The following is a 16,603-nucleotide window of genomic DNA, read 5'->3' as shown; positions in this document are numbered from 1 at the left end:
TATAGTCTACCTTTGCTTTATACTTCCCGTATAAATCCAGATCGTCTTCTGTTAAACCCAATTTCTTTGCTATCTCACGAATATCCTGTGGTGTAGCTTCTTGTGCAATCTCAATGTCTGATTTAAAACCCATACTATTTCCTCCAATACTTTGATAAATTTTTAACATCTGCATTTATGATATATGATTTCAATCTAAAAATCAAATAATAAATGTGACAATTTTTTACTGAAAAAATACGAATAACGTTTACATTTACGGGGTTTACATCAATAATCTGAACAATATTTTACTCTGCGACACAAAACTTCTGTGCAATTCAACATTAGATTGCATTTTAATTCTATATAGTTTTTTAAAGCCGCTTTTAAAATGAATTCTATGACATATTTTTACAAATCATCATAGAAAATCATCCATTTTTGTAATTTTTGATGCTTTTCCATTTTTGTACCATGAATTTTATTAATCCCTTGACAGACAACTCCAGCATTCCGATGTTCAATAAGTGACTAACCTACAACTTCACCTCCAAACTTGTTTTTGAATCATATTTATCCCAAATTATGCTATTCTAATTGCCCTATTAAGTCCGCTTTATAAATACTGATACCGGGCAGGTTGTCCACTATTTAATTGTATATACAAATTTAATTCAGATTACCACCAATTTTAAAGAATGTCAAATTATTTCTAGTTTAATTCAATTTATTTTCTTTTATCGTTTGTTAAATCTCAAACAATAAAAATAGGGGTAATATATCTCTCTAAATTGATGCTCAGATCGTTTAGATTTGATTAAATGTCGTTTTTATATTGTAAAATTTTACTGTGCTTGCTAGTAGGGTATTTTCGGGAAAAATTACTGGCTTCGGTCCATCTTGTATTGCCGTTCCGATTCAGCTGTCTTTAAAAAGGATTAGTCTGGTTAACACTGCATTTCACTTCCAATCGCTCTCAACAACTTCATTGATATAAACGAATCACCTGACCTTCATTCAAAAACCGCAATGGGCTGATTTTATTCATAAACCAGCCCTCAGAAAAATAAGCCTCAGACAAATTTTTCATTATCATTCGCTGCGTATTGAAAATCTCGTATTTTACGGGTATAATAAAATCAGTTTAGAAAATATTTTACAGGTCCCCCCAATTTATAACTGAGAAAGGACAATTTTATGTCATCTTTGAAGACTATTCGCATTTTTTTCCCATTGCTGGATAAAAGTATCCTGGTTGAAACTGGAACTACCGTTGCTGCCGCCTGTGCTCAGGTTGGTTTTCCTCAAAATCTAGTTTGCGGAGGCAAGGGAACGTGTAAGAAATGCCTTGTGACCATTCGTGAAAACGATTTAGTTTCAGAAGTCCTTGGTTGCCAGCATCCCGTGTCCAACGATATGGCTATTCTCATTTCAAAAGAAGCCGCCGTATCACAAATACTGGAAACCACCGAAAATGAGACACTGAGTTTTAACCCCAAAACCAGGGTTGTGACCACCCCAATGGCACACTTGAAACCGGAGATGTGTTCCTACGATCTTGAAGCCATCCGCAACGCCCTCGATATGCCGATCAAGATGTCTTCTATTAAAGTATTGCAGAAATCTGCTGAAATCTTTCATCAGAAAAGCCTTCCTTTGATGAATTTTGTGCTCTATAATGATGAAGTGATTGATCTAATCCCCAGCAGTGAATCGCTAAACGCCTATGGTGTTGCCTTTGACATTGGGACGACCTCGGTTGTCGGCTACCTTTATGATCTCACCAGTGGAGTTCTGATTCATCAGTATTCCTCTTTGAATAAGCAAATATCTTTTGGCGGTGATGTAATCAGCCGTATCGATTATGCATCCACCTCGCCTGAAAATTTGAAGGCGATCCAACATGCTATTATTGAAACGGTCAACAACATCCTTTCAAACCTTTTCTATGAATCAAAGATCGCTGCAGAAGCTGTTTATGAGTGTGTATTCTGCGGTAACAGTACCATGGCCCATCTTTTTCTGGGCTTAAATCCCCTGCATTTGGGTCTTTCCCCATTTACCGGGATCACCCGGGATATGGTGGTTGCCGATGCCGAAGAATTTACCATCAATATTAACCCCAACGGTAAAATAACCTTTCTGCCCTTATTGGGAGGGTTTGTTGGCGCCGATACAACAGCAGTATTGCTGGGTCTGCCAAAGGATGACGAATACCGCTTGATGATTGACTTGGGTACAAATGGCGAAATAGCTGTCGGCAACCGGAACCGCTACTTTGTCGCTTCCACGGCCTGCGGTCCTGCACTTGAAGGAGCCGGTATCCACATGGGGATGCGTGGCACCACTGGAGCCATCGAAAAAATCGAACTGATTGACAATGAAATCAAATGTCATGTTATTGGCGATGCTGCGCCCCTGGGATTTTGTGGCTCGGGGATTATCGATGCCATTGCCTTCCTGTTTCGGGAAAGACTGATTTATGATCGCGGTAATTTTATTAAAGGCGAGGATCTTGATAATCACCCCTTTAAAGATCGGTTCAAAACCGACGAGAACAATCAACGCTATTTTGTTTTTGTCCGTCATCAGGATAACCCCAATGGCAAAGAAATGATCATCACCCAGAAAGATGTTCGGGCAGTACAATTGGCCAAGGCCGCCATCTTTACCGGCTGCTGCCTGCTAACTGAAAAGTACGGCATCAAAGCCACGGATCTCAAAGAAATAACTCTGGCAGGTGCGTTTGGCAATTACATCGATATCGAAAATGCTCAGTTTATTGGTTTACTTCCAGAAATTTCTGGCGTACCGATCCGCTCCATAGGTAATGGAGCCGGAACCGGTTCCCAACTTTTTCTCTTATCTCAGGATGAAGCCAAACGCTGCGAAACAATCCCCAAAGTCACCACTCACATCGAGTTAGCCACTGATCCTGATTTTTCGAACCGGTACATGCAAAACACCTTTCTTGGTCGTAATGAAATGGCCTAATTGTCTTTCTCCTTTTGATCTGGTCATTAAAAAGCAAACACATTTCTGCTGTTTGCTTTTTTTATTCCCCTGCTCCTGATTAGATGCTATAATTATTCTAAATTACCGAAAGGATGCTCAGCTATGGAAAAAATACCCAGAATTTTATTAGTATTAACCGGCGGAACCATCGGCAGCGCTGTCAATGATGGCTGTATCGATGTTGATTCCCGTCGCAGTGACGACTTACTCGCCATCTACAACGAACAAAGCAACTGTCAAGTCGAATTTGAGGTCGTCCGTCCCTTTAACATCCTCAGTGAAAACGCCGAACCAAAACACTGGCTGCAAATAATAGAAACCCTGCAATCCCATCGTCTTTGCGACTATGATGGTGTCATTATTGCCCACGGATCGGATACCCTGCCCTATACCGGGGCCGCCCTTTCCTATGGTCTTGACAGTCCTCTGATTCCGATCGTTTTAGTGGCTGCCAACTACGCCATCGGCCAACCAAACAGCAATGCCATCGCCAATTTTTCAGCGGCAGTGGCATTTATCATTAATATGAAACTGCCTGGTTTTTATACCCTTTATGAAAATAGCGATCATATTATTTATGTTCACCTGGCCACCCGGCTTCAGGAAGCGGATTGGCTACGGGATGACTTTACCAGTTTCGGAGATCCTTTAGGCGTTTTTGATCATCGGGGACTGTGCTGTGTCCCCAGTCCTAAAAATCCGTCCATGCTCAAGCTTTATAATCCGACTCCTGACTGTGTCCCAACCATTGCCGAATTTCGTAATGAAGTATTGGCGCTGCGAGCCTATCCCGGTTTAAACTATGAGGTGATCAACCTGCATAACCGTCCAATCCGGGCTGTCCTTCACTCCTTATACCACTGTGGCAGCGGTAATGTTACAGGGGAAAACGGAACGTCGCTCCTGTCCTTTATCAAAAATAATCCCCAGGTCGATCATTATCTGATTTCCTACAAAAATATACAGGGCGATCTTTATGCGTCCTGTCGGGAACTGATTGCCGCTGGCGGCATCCCTCTGGAAAATATTTCCTTTGAGGCTGCTGTCACCAAATTGAATTTTGCCTACAACCAGCAGGAATATGCCCCGCTAAACTATGTAAAACGGGAATTTTTCTATGAATTTCTGCGAGATGCCAAGGAAAATGGGTATGTAATCTAAGCATTCGATTGCTAAAAATCTAATGATACTGAAGGAGACTGCTATGTATGATGTTGCTATAATCGGCGCCGGTATTATCGGAACCTCGATCGCCCGAGCGTTAAGCCGTTACAAATTATCTGTTGTTGTTTTTGATAAGGAAGATGATGTGTCGATGGGGGCCACTAAAGCCAATTCAGCCATTGTCCATGGAGGCTTTGCCGAATCCCACACCAAAGTAAAAGGAGGTCTGTGCTACAAGGGCCGCAAGCAATTCGATCAGCTAAACGAGGAGCTTAACTTTGGCTTTGAAAAAATCGGATCGCTGGTATTGGCCTTTGAAGAAGAGCAATTGGCAAAACTCCAGGAATTATATGAAAACGGCCTGGCCAATGGTGTCGACGATCTGGAAATTCTTAATCATGACCAGATTATGGCCATGGAACCAAATGTCAACCCAGCTGTCAAATACGCCCTGTACTGTAAAGGGGCCGGCATCTGCTCACCCTACGAAATGGCCATAGCACTGGCCGAAAACGCTGTTGCCAATGGTGTTAAGCTGTTGTTGAACACCGAAATTACCAGCATCCAAAAAAACACTGACGGCTTTTCCCTGACTGACCAAAATGGCCAACAGTACCAGTCGCATTATGTGATTAACGCTGGCGGTGTATCCTCAGACGCCGTCTCAAAAATGGTTGGTGTTGATTATTTCACCATTACCCCCCGCACCGGTGAGTACATCCTGATGGTACGGGGCTCTGCCAGCATCATCAATACGGTCTTATTCCAAATGCCCACAAAAATGGGCAAAGGAATCCTTGTCACCCCAACCTATTTCGGCAACCTGCTGATCGGTCCGGATGCGGTCAATGAAGATACAGTTGACAAATCCACCCATGCCGAACGGCTCCTGAAAATTTTTAATGAAGCCAAACACACCACCGACAAATTAAACATAAAACAGTTCATCCGTAGTTTTACCGGCGTTCGGGCAGTCAGCTCCACCGACGACTTTATTATTGAAGCCACCCCCGTGACCGGATTTATAAATTGCGCCGGTATTCAATCTCCGGGTCTGACGTCTTCACCAGCTATTGCCGAGATGGTTCTGGGCCTTTTAAAAGAGCTGAACTGTCCCTTTGAAGAAGACCCCAGCTTCAATCCTTATCGGGCTCCGATTATTACCCGCACTGAATTAAAACCGGTGAAAGAAATCCAGCCGCTGGTGGACATGGCCTCCAGCCCGGAAAGAATAATCTGCCGCTGCGAACAAGTCAATGAAGCGACTATTATTGATGCCATGAACCGGGGTATTCCCGTAACCACCGTTGACGGCATCAAACGACGTACCCGGGCAGGCTGCGGCTGGTGTCAAGGAACCTTCTGCCGTCCCCGGGTCGCTGAAGTAATGGAAAAGGTGCTTGGTCATGCGATTGATGCCGGGTTTGACGTGGAACACAGCGGCGTCAATCGGGTGGGAAAAAACGAAATCGTTGACTATATAAAAAAACATAGCGATTGACCGATTCTGCCCTTGTCCTTCGTCGTCGGGACGATAACGCACGTATCGGTGTGAACAGACTAAAAAAGAGCTGCAGTCTTATATAAAACTGCGGCTCTTTTTCGTGTCCACCTGTGATTGAGCTTATTTTACTGGCTTATTGAGGTGATTTATTGCTCATTCTTTAAGAAAAACGATAACTCCGACACTTTTACAAAAATTTTCGTTGACAAAATACCTGCAACCGTTTATAATCACAGTAAATGAAAGAATATTTACTAAAATAATAGTAAATAAAATATCATATACTAAAAAATCGGTTTTAAATCTGTTCGCTCATTTGATCGTTATTTTTATTGTAATCGCAGTCAAAATATGTAATTATCAGCAACGATGCTAAAACTGATCAATGATTTATTCCAGATAAACTAAGGAGGCTATACACTATGTTAACTGTAAAAGAGAATTTAAAAGAAGTCATGACCGGTGGAAATCCAGATCGTTTTGTCAAACAATATGAATTTCTGGAAATGATTATGAGCGTACCATCTGGTCGTATCAAACCCCAAATCGGTGGCGAAGTAATCAATGAATGGGGTATTACCATCCGTTGGCCCGAAGGTCAACTTGCCTCTTTCCCAGTACACGATGAACAACATGTTGTTCTTAAAGATGTTACTGAATGGAAAGAATACGTTAAAGCTCCAAGCATGGAACGACCTGCAGGGGCGTGGGATCAGGCCATTGCTGACGCTAAGGCCGTTGATCGTGATAATAAATATGTTGCGGCCTTCATCGCTCCCGGTTTATTTGAAATGACCCATTATCTGATGGGTATGGAAAATGCCCTCATGAGTTTCTACGAAGAACCCGAGGCCATGCATGAACTGATCGATTATTTAACCGAGTATGAGCTGGATTATGCTAAAGCGTTGGTTGAAAATCTGCACCCTGATGCAATTTTACACCATGACGACTGGGGCAGCCAGATTTCCACCTTCCTTTCGCCAGCAATGTTTGAAGAATTCTTTTTAGAATCCTACAAAAAAATCTATGGTTTTTACAAAGCTAACGGTGTTGAACTGATTGTTCACCATAGCGACAGCTATGCCGCAACCTTAGTTCCATATATGATTGAAATGGGTATTGATATCTGGCAGGGTGTTATGACAACCAATGACATTCCTAAAATGATCAAAGAATACGGCGGACAAATCACCTTTATGGGTGGTGTTCACAGTGGTGTCATCGATCATCCTGAATGGACAAAAGAACAAATTGATGCTGAATTTGACCGAGCCTGCCGTGAATCTGGAAAACTCTACTTCATCCCAGGTGCTTGTCAGGGGCTGCCCGTTTCTTCCTTCCCGGGCGTTTACGAAGCCTGTGATGAAGCCATCGAAAAAATGACCAAAGAACTATTCTAGTCCAAAGCAATTTAACAATCCATACTCTGAAAGAGTGGTAAAATTAATATCCAGAGGAGAGATAAAATGATTATTATCGGAGAAAAAATTAACGGTGCGATTCCTTCCACTGCCAAAGCCATCGCTGCCAAAGATGGCGAATTTATCAAAAATCTGGCCAAGATCCAGGCCGAAGCTGGCGTCGATTATATCGATGTCTGTGCTTCCGTTGATGATGATATCGAACTGGAAACCATGAAATGGCTGATTGATCTGGTTCAGGAAGTCACCGATATCCCCATTGCTGTGGATAGTCCCAACGTCTATACCTGTATCGAATCGATGAAATACTGTAACAAACCGGGCTTATTCAACTCCGTATCCCTTGAAGGCGATAAAGTCGATGCTGCATTTAAAGCCATTGCTGATACCAAATGGGAATGTGTGGCGCTGCTTAACAGCGATAAGGGCATTCCTAAAACCGCTAAAGACCGTCTGGATGTCTTTGCTGATTTAATGGCCAAAGTCAAAGAATACGGCATTGATCCGTCAAGAATGCACATCGATCCATTGGTTGAAATGCTTTGTACGTCAGAAGATGGTATCAGTATGGTTGTGGAAGTAATCAAAAGTATTAAAGAACAATACCCGACCATTCATGTCACCGGCGCCGTCAGCAACATCTCATTCAACCTGCCTGCCCGAAAAATGGTCAACATGGGCTTTACCGTTCTGGCCATGAATGCTGGACTGGACAGTGCCATCCTTGATCCGACCAATGGTGACCTGATGGGAATCATCTATGCCACTGAAGCGCTGCTGGGCGAAGATGACTACTGTATGGAATATATCGGCGCTTACCGTGAAGGAATTTTCGGTCAGAAAAAATAGTCGCTTGTAACGAAGCCTCATTATAAAACTGTCAAACAAATTCTGTCAGCTGATCACACAATCAGCTGACAGACACTAATATTTATTATAATTACTGAATAGGAGAAAGAAATGTCAAAAATTCAAGAAGTTAAAGAAAAAGTAGAAATTGGTAAAACGAAACTGGTTCCTGGACTGGTTCAGGAAGCATTAGATGAAGGTAGCTCTGCAGCTGATATCCTGCAAGCCATGGTTGACTCGATGGGTGTTGTCGGGGAAAAATTCTCATCTGGAGAGATCTTTGTTCCAGAAATGCTAATCGCTGCTAAAGCCATGGCCAAAGGTGTTGATGTGTTACGTCCGCTGTTAGCTGGTGATACTTCAAACTCATTAGGAACCTGTATTATTGGAACCGTTGCTGGCGACTTACATGATATCGGTAAAAACCTGGTTTCAATGATGATCGAAAGTGCTGGCTTTACCATGGTTGACCTGGGTGTGGATGTTCCTGCTGAACGTTTTGTTGAAGCCATCAAAGAAAACGAAAATGTTACCCTGGTAGCCTGCTCCGGTCTGTTAACAACCACTATGCCAGCTCTGAAAGAAGCCGTACAAACCATTAAAGCCAGCGGATTGGACGTAAAAGTCATCGTTGGTGGTGCACCTGTTACTCCTGAATATGCAGCTGAAATTGGTGCCGATGGATTTGCTCCTGATGCTGGTAGCGCCGCTGTTAAAGCTAAAGAAATGGTTGCATAAGCGACAAACAATTAATTAGCCCCTTAATTTAATAACTCTATAAAAAAAGAGAAACCACACGGTTTCTCTTTTTTTGTGCTTGAAATGTCCCTATTTATTACAAAAAAACTTTTTTATGCCAATCCTACCAGTTTTCCGGCGATTGGCAACCATAATGTAGCCAGACAAACAAAAGCAATTTGAAGCCAGATTGCGGCCTTAGGCATATCCGTCATTTTGTAATAGCCAGCAGTATAGGTAATGAGTGGTATGGTGTCAATGGGGAATAAATAACAGTTACCGGCACATAAGCCAAGCGCAATGATCAGTAAAGCTGGATTGATTCCGGTGGTGGCTGCCAAACTGATAATAACTGGCGTCAACACCCCAATTAAAGCTGGAGCCACAGGAACAATTAGCATGATCACAAAGCACATGACTGAGACAAAGAAAACCCCACCCATTAGTGAGAATGATAAAGACGATGGTAATACATAGTTGACAAACCATTCGCTGACACCGTTTGCAACGATGGTATTGGCAATACATAAAACTGTTCCGATCAGAATAAATGAAATCCAGCTGACCGCTTTCATATAGCGATCCCAGGTGAGGACGCGAATTCCCGGCAAAAAGAAAGAGACACAGCCAAACAGGGCTACCACAGTTACTTCAATAAACGGATAGAACGAGCTGAGTAGCCAGAAGAAAATCATGATCAAACCAATCACAATGACTTTCAATTCCCGACTATCCACTTTTTCTTTAACCTCGATCTCATCCAGGTAGCTCGCAATCTCCATTTTATCAATCTCTGCCGGAGGAAATATTTTCGTCAAGATGAACCAGGTCAAGGGCACCATCACGATTACAATCGGAATACCACAGGCCATCCACTGAAGAAATGTTATCTGAATTCCCGCCTGGCTTTGCAACAATCCAATTGTCAAGATGTTAATGCCGCTACCGGCTGGAGTCATCAGTCCCCCCAGCATCACGGCAATGGGAATCCCCATCATCAGTGATTTTGCAGTCTGGGCACGATCATTTTCATTAACAAAGAGTTTGAGAAAACTGGCGCCGATCCCCATAAACACCACCACCGATGGTACGTCTGTCACGATGGAGGATACCAGGGCTCCAGCCACCATAATTGCCAGGACGCAGGTCCTAACGTCTCTGCCAAATTTTTTAAGCAGGGCATGCAAGATCCGTTGAACAATCGGCGTCGAGGTCACCGCCTCCGCCAGACCGAATGATGCCAATACAAAAAATAAGATCGTGTTGGTAAAGCCGCTTAATCCAGCAGTCAGATTCTTTGTAACTCCCAGGGTTGGCAATAGCGCCAGACACAGAAAACAAATAACCCCAACTGGCAGTGCTTCAGTAATCAGCATGATTAAAAAGAACAGCAACAGCCCGATGGTAATCAGTCCCTTATCTGTCAAACCCATTGGTATGGGTAGAAAAAAAACGGCGATCAGCACGGCAATGCTTATGATCAATCCGATTATCTGTTTTTTATTCATAATCCACCTCTGTCGTATTTTTAAACGCTAGCTATTCTGTTGTCCCCCAACATATCGCTATTCGCTCTATGAAACAAATAAGAAGCCAATCAATTGATTTGAATATGGCTTCTTATTTTTCTGTAATTATTTTACTGTCATCATTTTAACGTCTATTATTCTGCGATTTGTTTTCTGGCGTTGATTTCAGCCTGATATTGAGTCACTTTATCTTTGGTTAAACGGTATCCAAAGGTTAACAGAACCGCGCCAGCCAAAACTGTGCAACCAGGAATGGTGCAGAATAAGGTTGTAATACCAGCTTTTAATTCTGGAGTGGCAGTTGCTGGATCCATTTTGGCAACGAAACCGACTGAAGCCAGCATGGCTGGAATGATTAAACCTTTGAAAAAGATCGCCAGCTTCAGTGGTAAATTCGATAATCCCATGACCCAGCTTGATGCTGCTTTTCCTGTTTTCCATTCACTGTAGATTGATGCATCACCATATAGTGCCACCATCAATGCGTACAGGAATCCTAAGAAGAACTGCGCACAGGAAAGAACAACCAGAACCATGGTGATGTTACCAACAACGAATTGAGTAACAATTAAGAATACACCTAAACCGTAACAGCCAATCAATGCGGCTGTTCGTGTTGATACTTTTGCGGCTACATATTTACTTAAGTACGATCCAATTACCGCCATAATATTAGCAACCAGCAAGTAGACGCTAAACATTGCAACATCGTTTGCTACATAGGTAAAGAAGTAAACTGCTGAACCGGCACAAACAAAGTTAACTATCCAACGGGCGACATCTGCTAACAGTAATACTAACAAATGTGGGTTCTGAACCAATGATCGAGCCATATCGCCAATGGAAATTTTTTCTTTTTTGGCAGTGTTTGTATTTGCTGTTCCATCTTCAATTGTTGCTTCATATCCACTTGTCAGTTTGAAGTGGATGAAATAGCCTAACCAGTAAACACATGCCATGGCAAATGCCGAAATCGTGAACCCAAGTACTGGGTTTTTAACTAATTCGCCAACCCATAAAATAGTGGCTAAGCCCATTGCTGAGAAAATAATTTTCCCAACATTTGCATAAGCGCCTCGTGTTGCCGATAATTGTGTTCGATCATCAGGTGTCGTTGAAATTGTTGGAATAAGTGCTATATTTGCAACGTAAGAAAAGTTCCAAGCCACGTGTGAAGTAATGAATGCGACACAGATGATAACCATTGGTACGATTCCAGTGCCAATAACCGTAAACATCAATGTGTAGAGAACGACGACCATTGGTGGGATTACCAGTAAATATGATCGGTATTTTCCCCATTTCATTGGTTTAAGAGCATCAATAAATCCACCATAGAACGGTGATAACACCATATCCACTGTACTTGTTAAGGTCATAATTATTGCAGTTGTACCCAAATCAAATTTTGCAATATTTGTTAAAAAATATGCAAAATAAAACACTTCGACATTCGACATCAGAGTAAATCCAAGATCCCCAACACCGAAGAATCTCTTAAGCCCTGAACTCAAGGGTTTTTTTTCCATAAAAGAGCCTCCTCAAAATTTTTAAATGATCGACCAGAGTAAAATTTCCGGAGTATTACCCTCGCCTTTTTTGATCTTTTCAGTAATATTACTAAGACTTACTAAATAGTAACCCTTTACATCAGATTTGTCAAGTATTTTTTATTAAATAATTATCGTTTTACTGTTTTTTTAGTAATTTGCATTATATTATTTTTTTATTTCATACTTTTACGGTTTTTCCTTGTTAATTTTCTCACTTAATGCTAAAATTGCTATGCCACATTGCTTATAAGGAGAATACCAATGCGAAAAATGACCAAGGGCGAGATGACAAAAGAACGCATCTACACGAGTGCCAAAGAACTATTTTATAATCAGGGCTATAATGCCACCACCATTCAACAAATCGCTGATCATTCTGATACTACTTTAGGTTCGATGACCTATCATTTTGCGACCAAAGATACCTTTATCGCTAAAATATTTGATGATTATCTGGATTCGATCCATGAACTGCTCAATCAGAAACTGATCGGATATAAACCCATTAACGCATTTGAAAAACACTTCTACTTAACCATGGTTTGGTATCATTATTTACTGAGTGATCCGCGCGTTAACCATTTTTATTATGAGATCTCTCAAAATGATTCTCTCTATCCTTTTCTACATGGAAAAATGGGTGAAATCTATCATAATTTTGTCAGCGACTATAATTTGCGGATCCGTCCAATTGAATTTGATGCCCTGTTGATTGCCGATTTTGGCGCCAGACGTGAGCTTACCCGGGCTTTTTGTGAGACCCGCATAAAAATGCCAGTGGAAGATTTTTCGATTCTAATTATCACCAATACAGCTCGCTGTCTTGGAATTCCCCAAAAATCGATCTACCGTGTTTCTTATGAAGCGCTTCTGTTTTTCCGGGAAAATGATTTTTCCGAAATTAAATTACTGATTTAAAAAAGGTCTATTCAGAAGTTTTCTGAATAGACCTTTTTTTTATTTTGCTTTAAAGGTAATAATCACCCCTTCGGTGACGCTGTTGGCCCAGCTACCATCGCTGGAAAAAACGATGTGCTGTCCTTGAACAATGGGTACGATTGATGCCAGCTCATAGCCTTTCTCATCGTATTGATTACAGAGATCCTCAATCTCCTGGGCTAATTCTTCTGTTTTACATTTTCTAAAGCCCTTGTTATAGTCATTTCCGACTGACTCCACTTTATCACAAATGGTTACACTGATATACTTTTTCATTAACTTTCCCCCAACACTATTTATGACTCTATTGTATCACAAATGCCGCTGAAGATCGAACGGAGTTTTTTATCCCCCCTTTGGCAAATAAAAAGCCGCCTCTTTCGAGAGGCGGCAAGATTGACCAAAAATATTCGTATTTACCTGACGCTATCGAACTGATCAAACAGCACCGCTAAAATATTTTTGGTATTATTATATGTTTAAGGTTTTTATTACAGCTTTTTCAAGAATCCTATCCATACAAGGACATTCGTCTCAAAATCTGCATTTGCTCTGTTTTAAGCTATTAGTCTTCCAACATTTTGGCAACAACACCAGAACCAACAGTACGGCCACCTTCACGAATCGCAAAACGTAAACCTTCTTCGATCGCAATTGGAGTGATCAGGGTGATTTCCATTTGAACGTTATCGCCAGGCATTACCATTTCAACGCCTTCTGGTAATTTGATGACACCCGTTACGTCAGTTGTTCTGAAGTAGAACTGTGGACGGTAGCCGTCGAAGAATGGCGTATGACGTCCACCTTCTTCTTTGGTTAAGACATAGACTTCTGACATGTAGTGGGTATGTGGTTTGATTGAACCTGGTTTAGCCAGTACCTGACCACGTTCGATCTGAGTACGGTCAACACCACGCAGTAACGCCCCTACGTTGTCGCCTGAACGACCTTCGTCCAGTAATTTACGGAACATTTCGATTCCGGTTACTACTGTTTTACGGCTGTCGTGAATACCGACGATTTCAACTTCTTCACCAACTTTAACAACCCCACGTTCGATACGTCCGGTTGCAACAGTTCCTCGACCAGTGATTGAGAAAACATCTTCTACTGGCATCAGGAATGGTTTGTCGGTATCACGTTCTGGATCGGGGATCCAGTTGTCAACAGCTGTCATCAGTTCAACAATTTTGTCGCCCCATTCTCCGTCTGGATCTTCTAACGCTTTTAAAGCAGATCCGGGAATGATTGGGGTATCATCGCCTGGGAATTCGTATTCGTCAAGCAGTTCACGAACTTCCATTTCAACTAATTCCAGTAATTCTTCGTCATCGACCATATCGACTTTGTTTAAGAAAACAACGATGTATGGTACACCTACCTGACGGCTTAACAGGATATGTTCACGCGTCTGTGGCATTGGACCATCGGCAGCACTAACAACCAGGATGGCACCATCCATTTGGGCAGCACCAGTGATCATGTTCTTAACATAATCGGCATGGCCCGGGCAGTCAACGTGTGCGTAATGACGGTTAGCTGTTTCATATTCAACGTGAGCTGTAGAAATTGTGATTCCACGCTCTCTTTCTTCGGGGGCTTTATCGATGTTTTCGAATGCTACGGCTTCACCGGTTCCAAATCGCTTGTTTAATACAGATGTGATGGCCGCTGTTAATGTTGTTTTACCGTGGTCAACGTGACCAATTGTTCCAACATTTACGTGGGGCTTATTTCTTTCAAATTTTGACTTTGCCATTTGTTCTTCTCCTTAAAATTTATTTTATTGATTTATTATTGTTTACGACCTTCTATGATCTGCTCAGAAATTGATTTCGGCACAGCTTCATAGTGTGAGAACTGCATGGTGTAAACGCCACGTCCCTGGGTCTTGCTTCGAAGTGTGGTTGCATAGCCGAACATTTCAGCCAATGGCACCATCCCTTTAATAATCTGGGCACCGCCACGCATTTCCATTCCTTCAACACGACCACGTCGGGAGTTAATATCCCCCATAACGTCACCCATGTATTCTTCCGGAATAACAACTTCCAGTTTGAAAACTGGTTCTAAGATAACCGGATCAGCTTTTCGCATACCGTTTTTGAATGCCATCGATCCAGCCACTTTAAAGGCCATTTCTGAGGAATCCACGTCATGGTAAGAACCATCATAAACGGTAACCTTAAGATCAAGTACCGGATATCCAGCTAACACACCATTACGCATGGCTTCTTCAATCCCTTGATTAATTGGGTTGATGAATTCTTTAGGAATTGATCCCCCAACGGTTTTGTTTTCGAAGATGTATCCAGTACCTGGTTCAACAGGCTCCATGCGGATGAGACAATGACCGTATTGACCACGTCCACCGGATTGACGAGCAAATTTACCTTCAGCGTCAACGGCTTTGGTAATGGATTCTTTGTAGGCAACCTGTGGTGCCCCAACATTAGCTTCAACTTTAAACTCTCGCAGCATTCGGTCAATGATGATGTCAAGGTGAAGCTCACCCATTCCAGAGATGATGGTTTGACCGGTTTCTTCATCAGTATGAGTTCTGAAAGTTGGATCTTCTTCAGCTAATTTGGCTAAAGCGGTACTCATTTTTTCCTGGCCAGCTTTTGTTTTTGGTTCAATCGCAACATGGATTACCGGTTCCGGGAATTCCATGGACTCCAGAATAATGGGTGCTTTGTCAGAACACAGAGTATCCCCGGTTGAGGTATCTTTTAAACCAACTGCCGCAGCGATATCCCCGGTATAAACCGTAGTAATTTCTTCACGATGGTTGGCGTGCATTTGCAGAATTCGGCCCAGACGTTCTCTTTTTCGTTTTGACGAGTTGAAAACATAGGAACCGGAGTCAATCGTTCCGGAATAGACACGGAAAAATGCCAGTTTTCCAACAAAGGGGTCAGTCATGATCTTAAATGCCAGTGCTGAGAATGGCTCGTCATCACTTGCTTTACGGCTGTCTTCTTCTTCAGTATCTGGATTGATCCCGGTAATCGCCGGTACATCCAGTGGAGATGGCATATAATCCACAACTGCATCCAGCACCAGCTGAACGCCTTTGTTTTTATAGGAAGAGCCACAAACAACCGGAATAATATCAACATTCAATGTTGCTTTTCGAATGGCTGTTTTTAGCTCATCAATACCGATGTCTTCGCCTTCCAGGAATTTTTCCATGATGGCTTCATCGTGATCAGCGATAGATTCAATCAGTTTTTCACGATATTCTTCAGCCAGTTCTGTCATATCTTCAGGAATATCAACGATATCGATTTTTTCACCTAAGTCATCTTGATAAATCATCGCTTTCATATTCAGAAGGTCAATGATCCCTACAAAATCACTTTCTTTGCCGATAGGTAATTGAATTGGAACAGGATTTGCGTTTAAACGGTCTTCCATCATTTTCAGTACGTTATAAAAATCAGCTCCGGTAATGTCCATCTTGTTGATGTAAGCCATTCGGGGAACATGATATTTATCTGCTTGACGCCATACTGTCTCTGATTGCGGTTCAACGCCACCCTTTGCACAAAAAACAGCTACCGATCCGTCGAGAACGCGCAATGATCGTTCAACTTCTACGGTAAAATCAACGTGTCCTGGTGTATCAATGATATTGATCCGGTTGTCTTTCCAAAAACACGTGGTTGCTGCCGAGGTAATGGTAATACCTCTTTCTTGTTCCTGTTCCATCCAGTCCATTTGGGAAACCCCATCATGGGTTTCTCCAATTTTATGGATTTTTCCGGAATAGAACAGAATTCTTTCTGTGGTAGTGGTTTTTCCTGCATCAATATGTGCCATAATACCTATATTTCTTGTTTTTGCTAAACTATACTCTCTTGACACAGATGCTTTCCTCTCTTATTTCTAAATCTAAACAAA

Annotated in this window: 13 protein-coding genes; 7 read left to right on the top strand and 6 right to left on the bottom strand. The window is 42.0% G+C overall.

Translation table 11 applies throughout. The features are described from left to right. Positions 1-133, bottom strand: a 133-nt coding sequence (locus ACWI_RS18685; RefSeq protein ID WP_139142314.1) for a formate--tetrahydrofolate ligase, incomplete at its 3' end; no start/stop codon positions are given. A 1,046-nt stretch (positions 134-1,179) separates the two neighbouring features. Here ACWI_RS18685 and ACWI_RS17190 point away from each other — a divergent pair. The 6 genes from ACWI_RS17190 (at position 1,180) to ACWI_RS17165 (ending at position 8,676) form a co-directional block, all read left to right on the top strand. Further along, entirely contained in the window at positions 1,180-2,976 is a 1,797-nt protein-coding gene (locus ACWI_RS17190; protein WP_070372680.1) for an ASKHA domain-containing protein, read from the top strand. Positions 2,977-3,099: 123 nt separating this feature from the next. Further along, positions 3,100-4,158, top strand: a complete 1,059-nt coding sequence (locus tag ACWI_RS17185; protein ID WP_070372679.1) for an asparaginase — start codon at positions 3,100-3,102, stop codon at positions 4,156-4,158. Between the two features lie 43 nt (positions 4,159-4,201). Then, on the top strand, positions 4,202-5,662 hold the full coding sequence (locus ACWI_RS17180) for an NAD(P)/FAD-dependent oxidoreductase (RefSeq protein ID WP_070372678.1): 1,461 nt from the start codon (positions 4,202-4,204) through the stop codon (positions 5,660-5,662). Between the two features lie 425 nt (positions 5,663-6,087). Further along, a complete protein-coding gene (locus ACWI_RS17175) occupies positions 6,088-7,068 on the top strand; it encodes a uroporphyrinogen decarboxylase family protein (protein WP_070372677.1) in 981 nt (326 codons plus the stop codon). 66 nt (positions 7,069-7,134) lie between these two features. After that, positions 7,135-7,938, top strand: coding sequence for a methyltetrahydrofolate cobalamin methyltransferase (locus tag ACWI_RS17170; RefSeq protein ID WP_070372676.1), 804 nt, complete (start codon positions 7,135-7,137; stop codon positions 7,936-7,938). A gap of 111 nt (positions 7,939-8,049) precedes the next feature. Continuing rightward, positions 8,050-8,676 (top strand): corrinoid protein, encoded by a 627-nt coding sequence (locus tag ACWI_RS17165; RefSeq protein WP_070372675.1) that lies wholly within the window; start codon positions 8,050-8,052, stop codon positions 8,674-8,676. A gap of 113 nt (positions 8,677-8,789) precedes the next feature. Here the strand turns inward: ACWI_RS17165 and ACWI_RS17160 are convergent, their stop codons facing one another. Together ACWI_RS17160 and ACWI_RS17155 are read right to left on the bottom strand one after the other, a co-directional pair. Then, positions 8,790-10,184: an SLC13 family permease gene (locus ACWI_RS17160; protein ID WP_070372674.1), complete on the bottom strand. Its 1,395-nt coding sequence runs from the start codon at positions 10,182-10,184 to the stop codon at positions 8,790-8,792. A 155-nt stretch (positions 10,185-10,339) separates the two neighbouring features. Continuing rightward, complete coding sequence (locus tag ACWI_RS17155; RefSeq protein ID WP_070372673.1) at positions 10,340-11,734, bottom strand: MFS transporter; 1,395 nt, start codon at positions 11,732-11,734, stop codon at positions 10,340-10,342. Between the two features lie 285 nt (positions 11,735-12,019). Between ACWI_RS17155 and ACWI_RS17150 the strand changes: the two genes are divergently transcribed. Next, a complete protein-coding gene (locus ACWI_RS17150; RefSeq protein WP_070372672.1) occupies positions 12,020-12,676 on the top strand; it encodes a TetR/AcrR family transcriptional regulator in 657 nt (218 codons plus the stop codon). A gap of 39 nt (positions 12,677-12,715) precedes the next feature. Here the strand turns inward: ACWI_RS17150 and ACWI_RS17145 are convergent, their stop codons facing one another. The 3 genes from ACWI_RS17145 to fusA form a co-directional block, all read right to left on the bottom strand. Beyond that, positions 12,716-12,973 (bottom strand): hypothetical protein, encoded by a 258-nt coding sequence (locus ACWI_RS17145; protein WP_070372671.1) that lies wholly within the window; start codon positions 12,971-12,973, stop codon positions 12,716-12,718. A gap of 289 nt (positions 12,974-13,262) precedes the next feature. Continuing rightward, complete coding sequence (gene tuf, locus ACWI_RS17140) at positions 13,263-14,456, bottom strand: elongation factor Tu (protein ID WP_070372670.1); 1,194 nt, start codon at positions 14,454-14,456, stop codon at positions 13,263-13,265. Between the two features lie 35 nt (positions 14,457-14,491). Continuing rightward, positions 14,492-16,567, bottom strand: coding sequence for an elongation factor G (fusA, locus tag ACWI_RS17135; protein WP_070372669.1), 2,076 nt, complete (start codon positions 16,565-16,567; stop codon positions 14,492-14,494). Positions 16,568-16,603: the final 36 nt, after the last annotated feature.

Origin of the sequence: Acetobacterium wieringae, from assembly GCF_001766835.1 — a bacterium.
Taxonomy (GTDB): domain Bacteria; phylum Bacillota; class Clostridia; order Eubacteriales; family Eubacteriaceae; genus Acetobacterium; species Acetobacterium wieringae.
The sequence above is the reverse complement of the archived record's forward strand: the minus strand, read 5'-3'. Positions and strand labels throughout refer to the sequence as shown.

Bases quoted from the DNA above. Each gene is read 5' to 3' on its own strand.
- ACWI_RS17190 (WP_070372680.1), top strand. From the start codon at position 1,180: ATGTCATCTTTGAAGACTATTCGCATTTTTTTCCCATTGCTGGATAAA.
- ACWI_RS17145 (WP_070372671.1), bottom strand. From the start codon at position 12,973: ATGAAAAAGTATATCAGTGTAACCATTTGTGATAAAGTGGAGTCAGTC.
- tuf (WP_070372670.1), bottom strand. From the start codon at position 14,456: ATGGCAAAGTCAAAATTTGAAAGAAATAAGCCCCACGTAAATGTTGGA.
- ACWI_RS17150 (WP_070372672.1), top strand. From the start codon at position 12,020: ATGCGAAAAATGACCAAGGGCGAGATGACAAAAGAACGCATCTACACG.
- ACWI_RS17180 (WP_070372678.1), top strand. From the start codon at position 4,202: ATGTATGATGTTGCTATAATCGGCGCCGGTATTATCGGAACCTCGATC.
- ACWI_RS17155 (WP_070372673.1), bottom strand. From the start codon at position 11,734: ATGGAAAAAAAACCCTTGAGTTCAGGGCTTAAGAGATTCTTCGGTGTT.
- ACWI_RS17170 (WP_070372676.1), top strand. From the start codon at position 7,135: ATGATTATTATCGGAGAAAAAATTAACGGTGCGATTCCTTCCACTGCC.
- ACWI_RS17175 (WP_070372677.1), top strand. From the start codon at position 6,088: ATGTTAACTGTAAAAGAGAATTTAAAAGAAGTCATGACCGGTGGAAAT.
- ACWI_RS17185 (WP_070372679.1), top strand. From the start codon at position 3,100: ATGGAAAAAATACCCAGAATTTTATTAGTATTAACCGGCGGAACCATC.
- ACWI_RS17165 (WP_070372675.1), top strand. From the start codon at position 8,050: ATGTCAAAAATTCAAGAAGTTAAAGAAAAAGTAGAAATTGGTAAAACG.
- ACWI_RS17160 (WP_070372674.1), bottom strand. From the start codon at position 10,184: ATGAATAAAAAACAGATAATCGGATTGATCATAAGCATTGCCGTGCTG.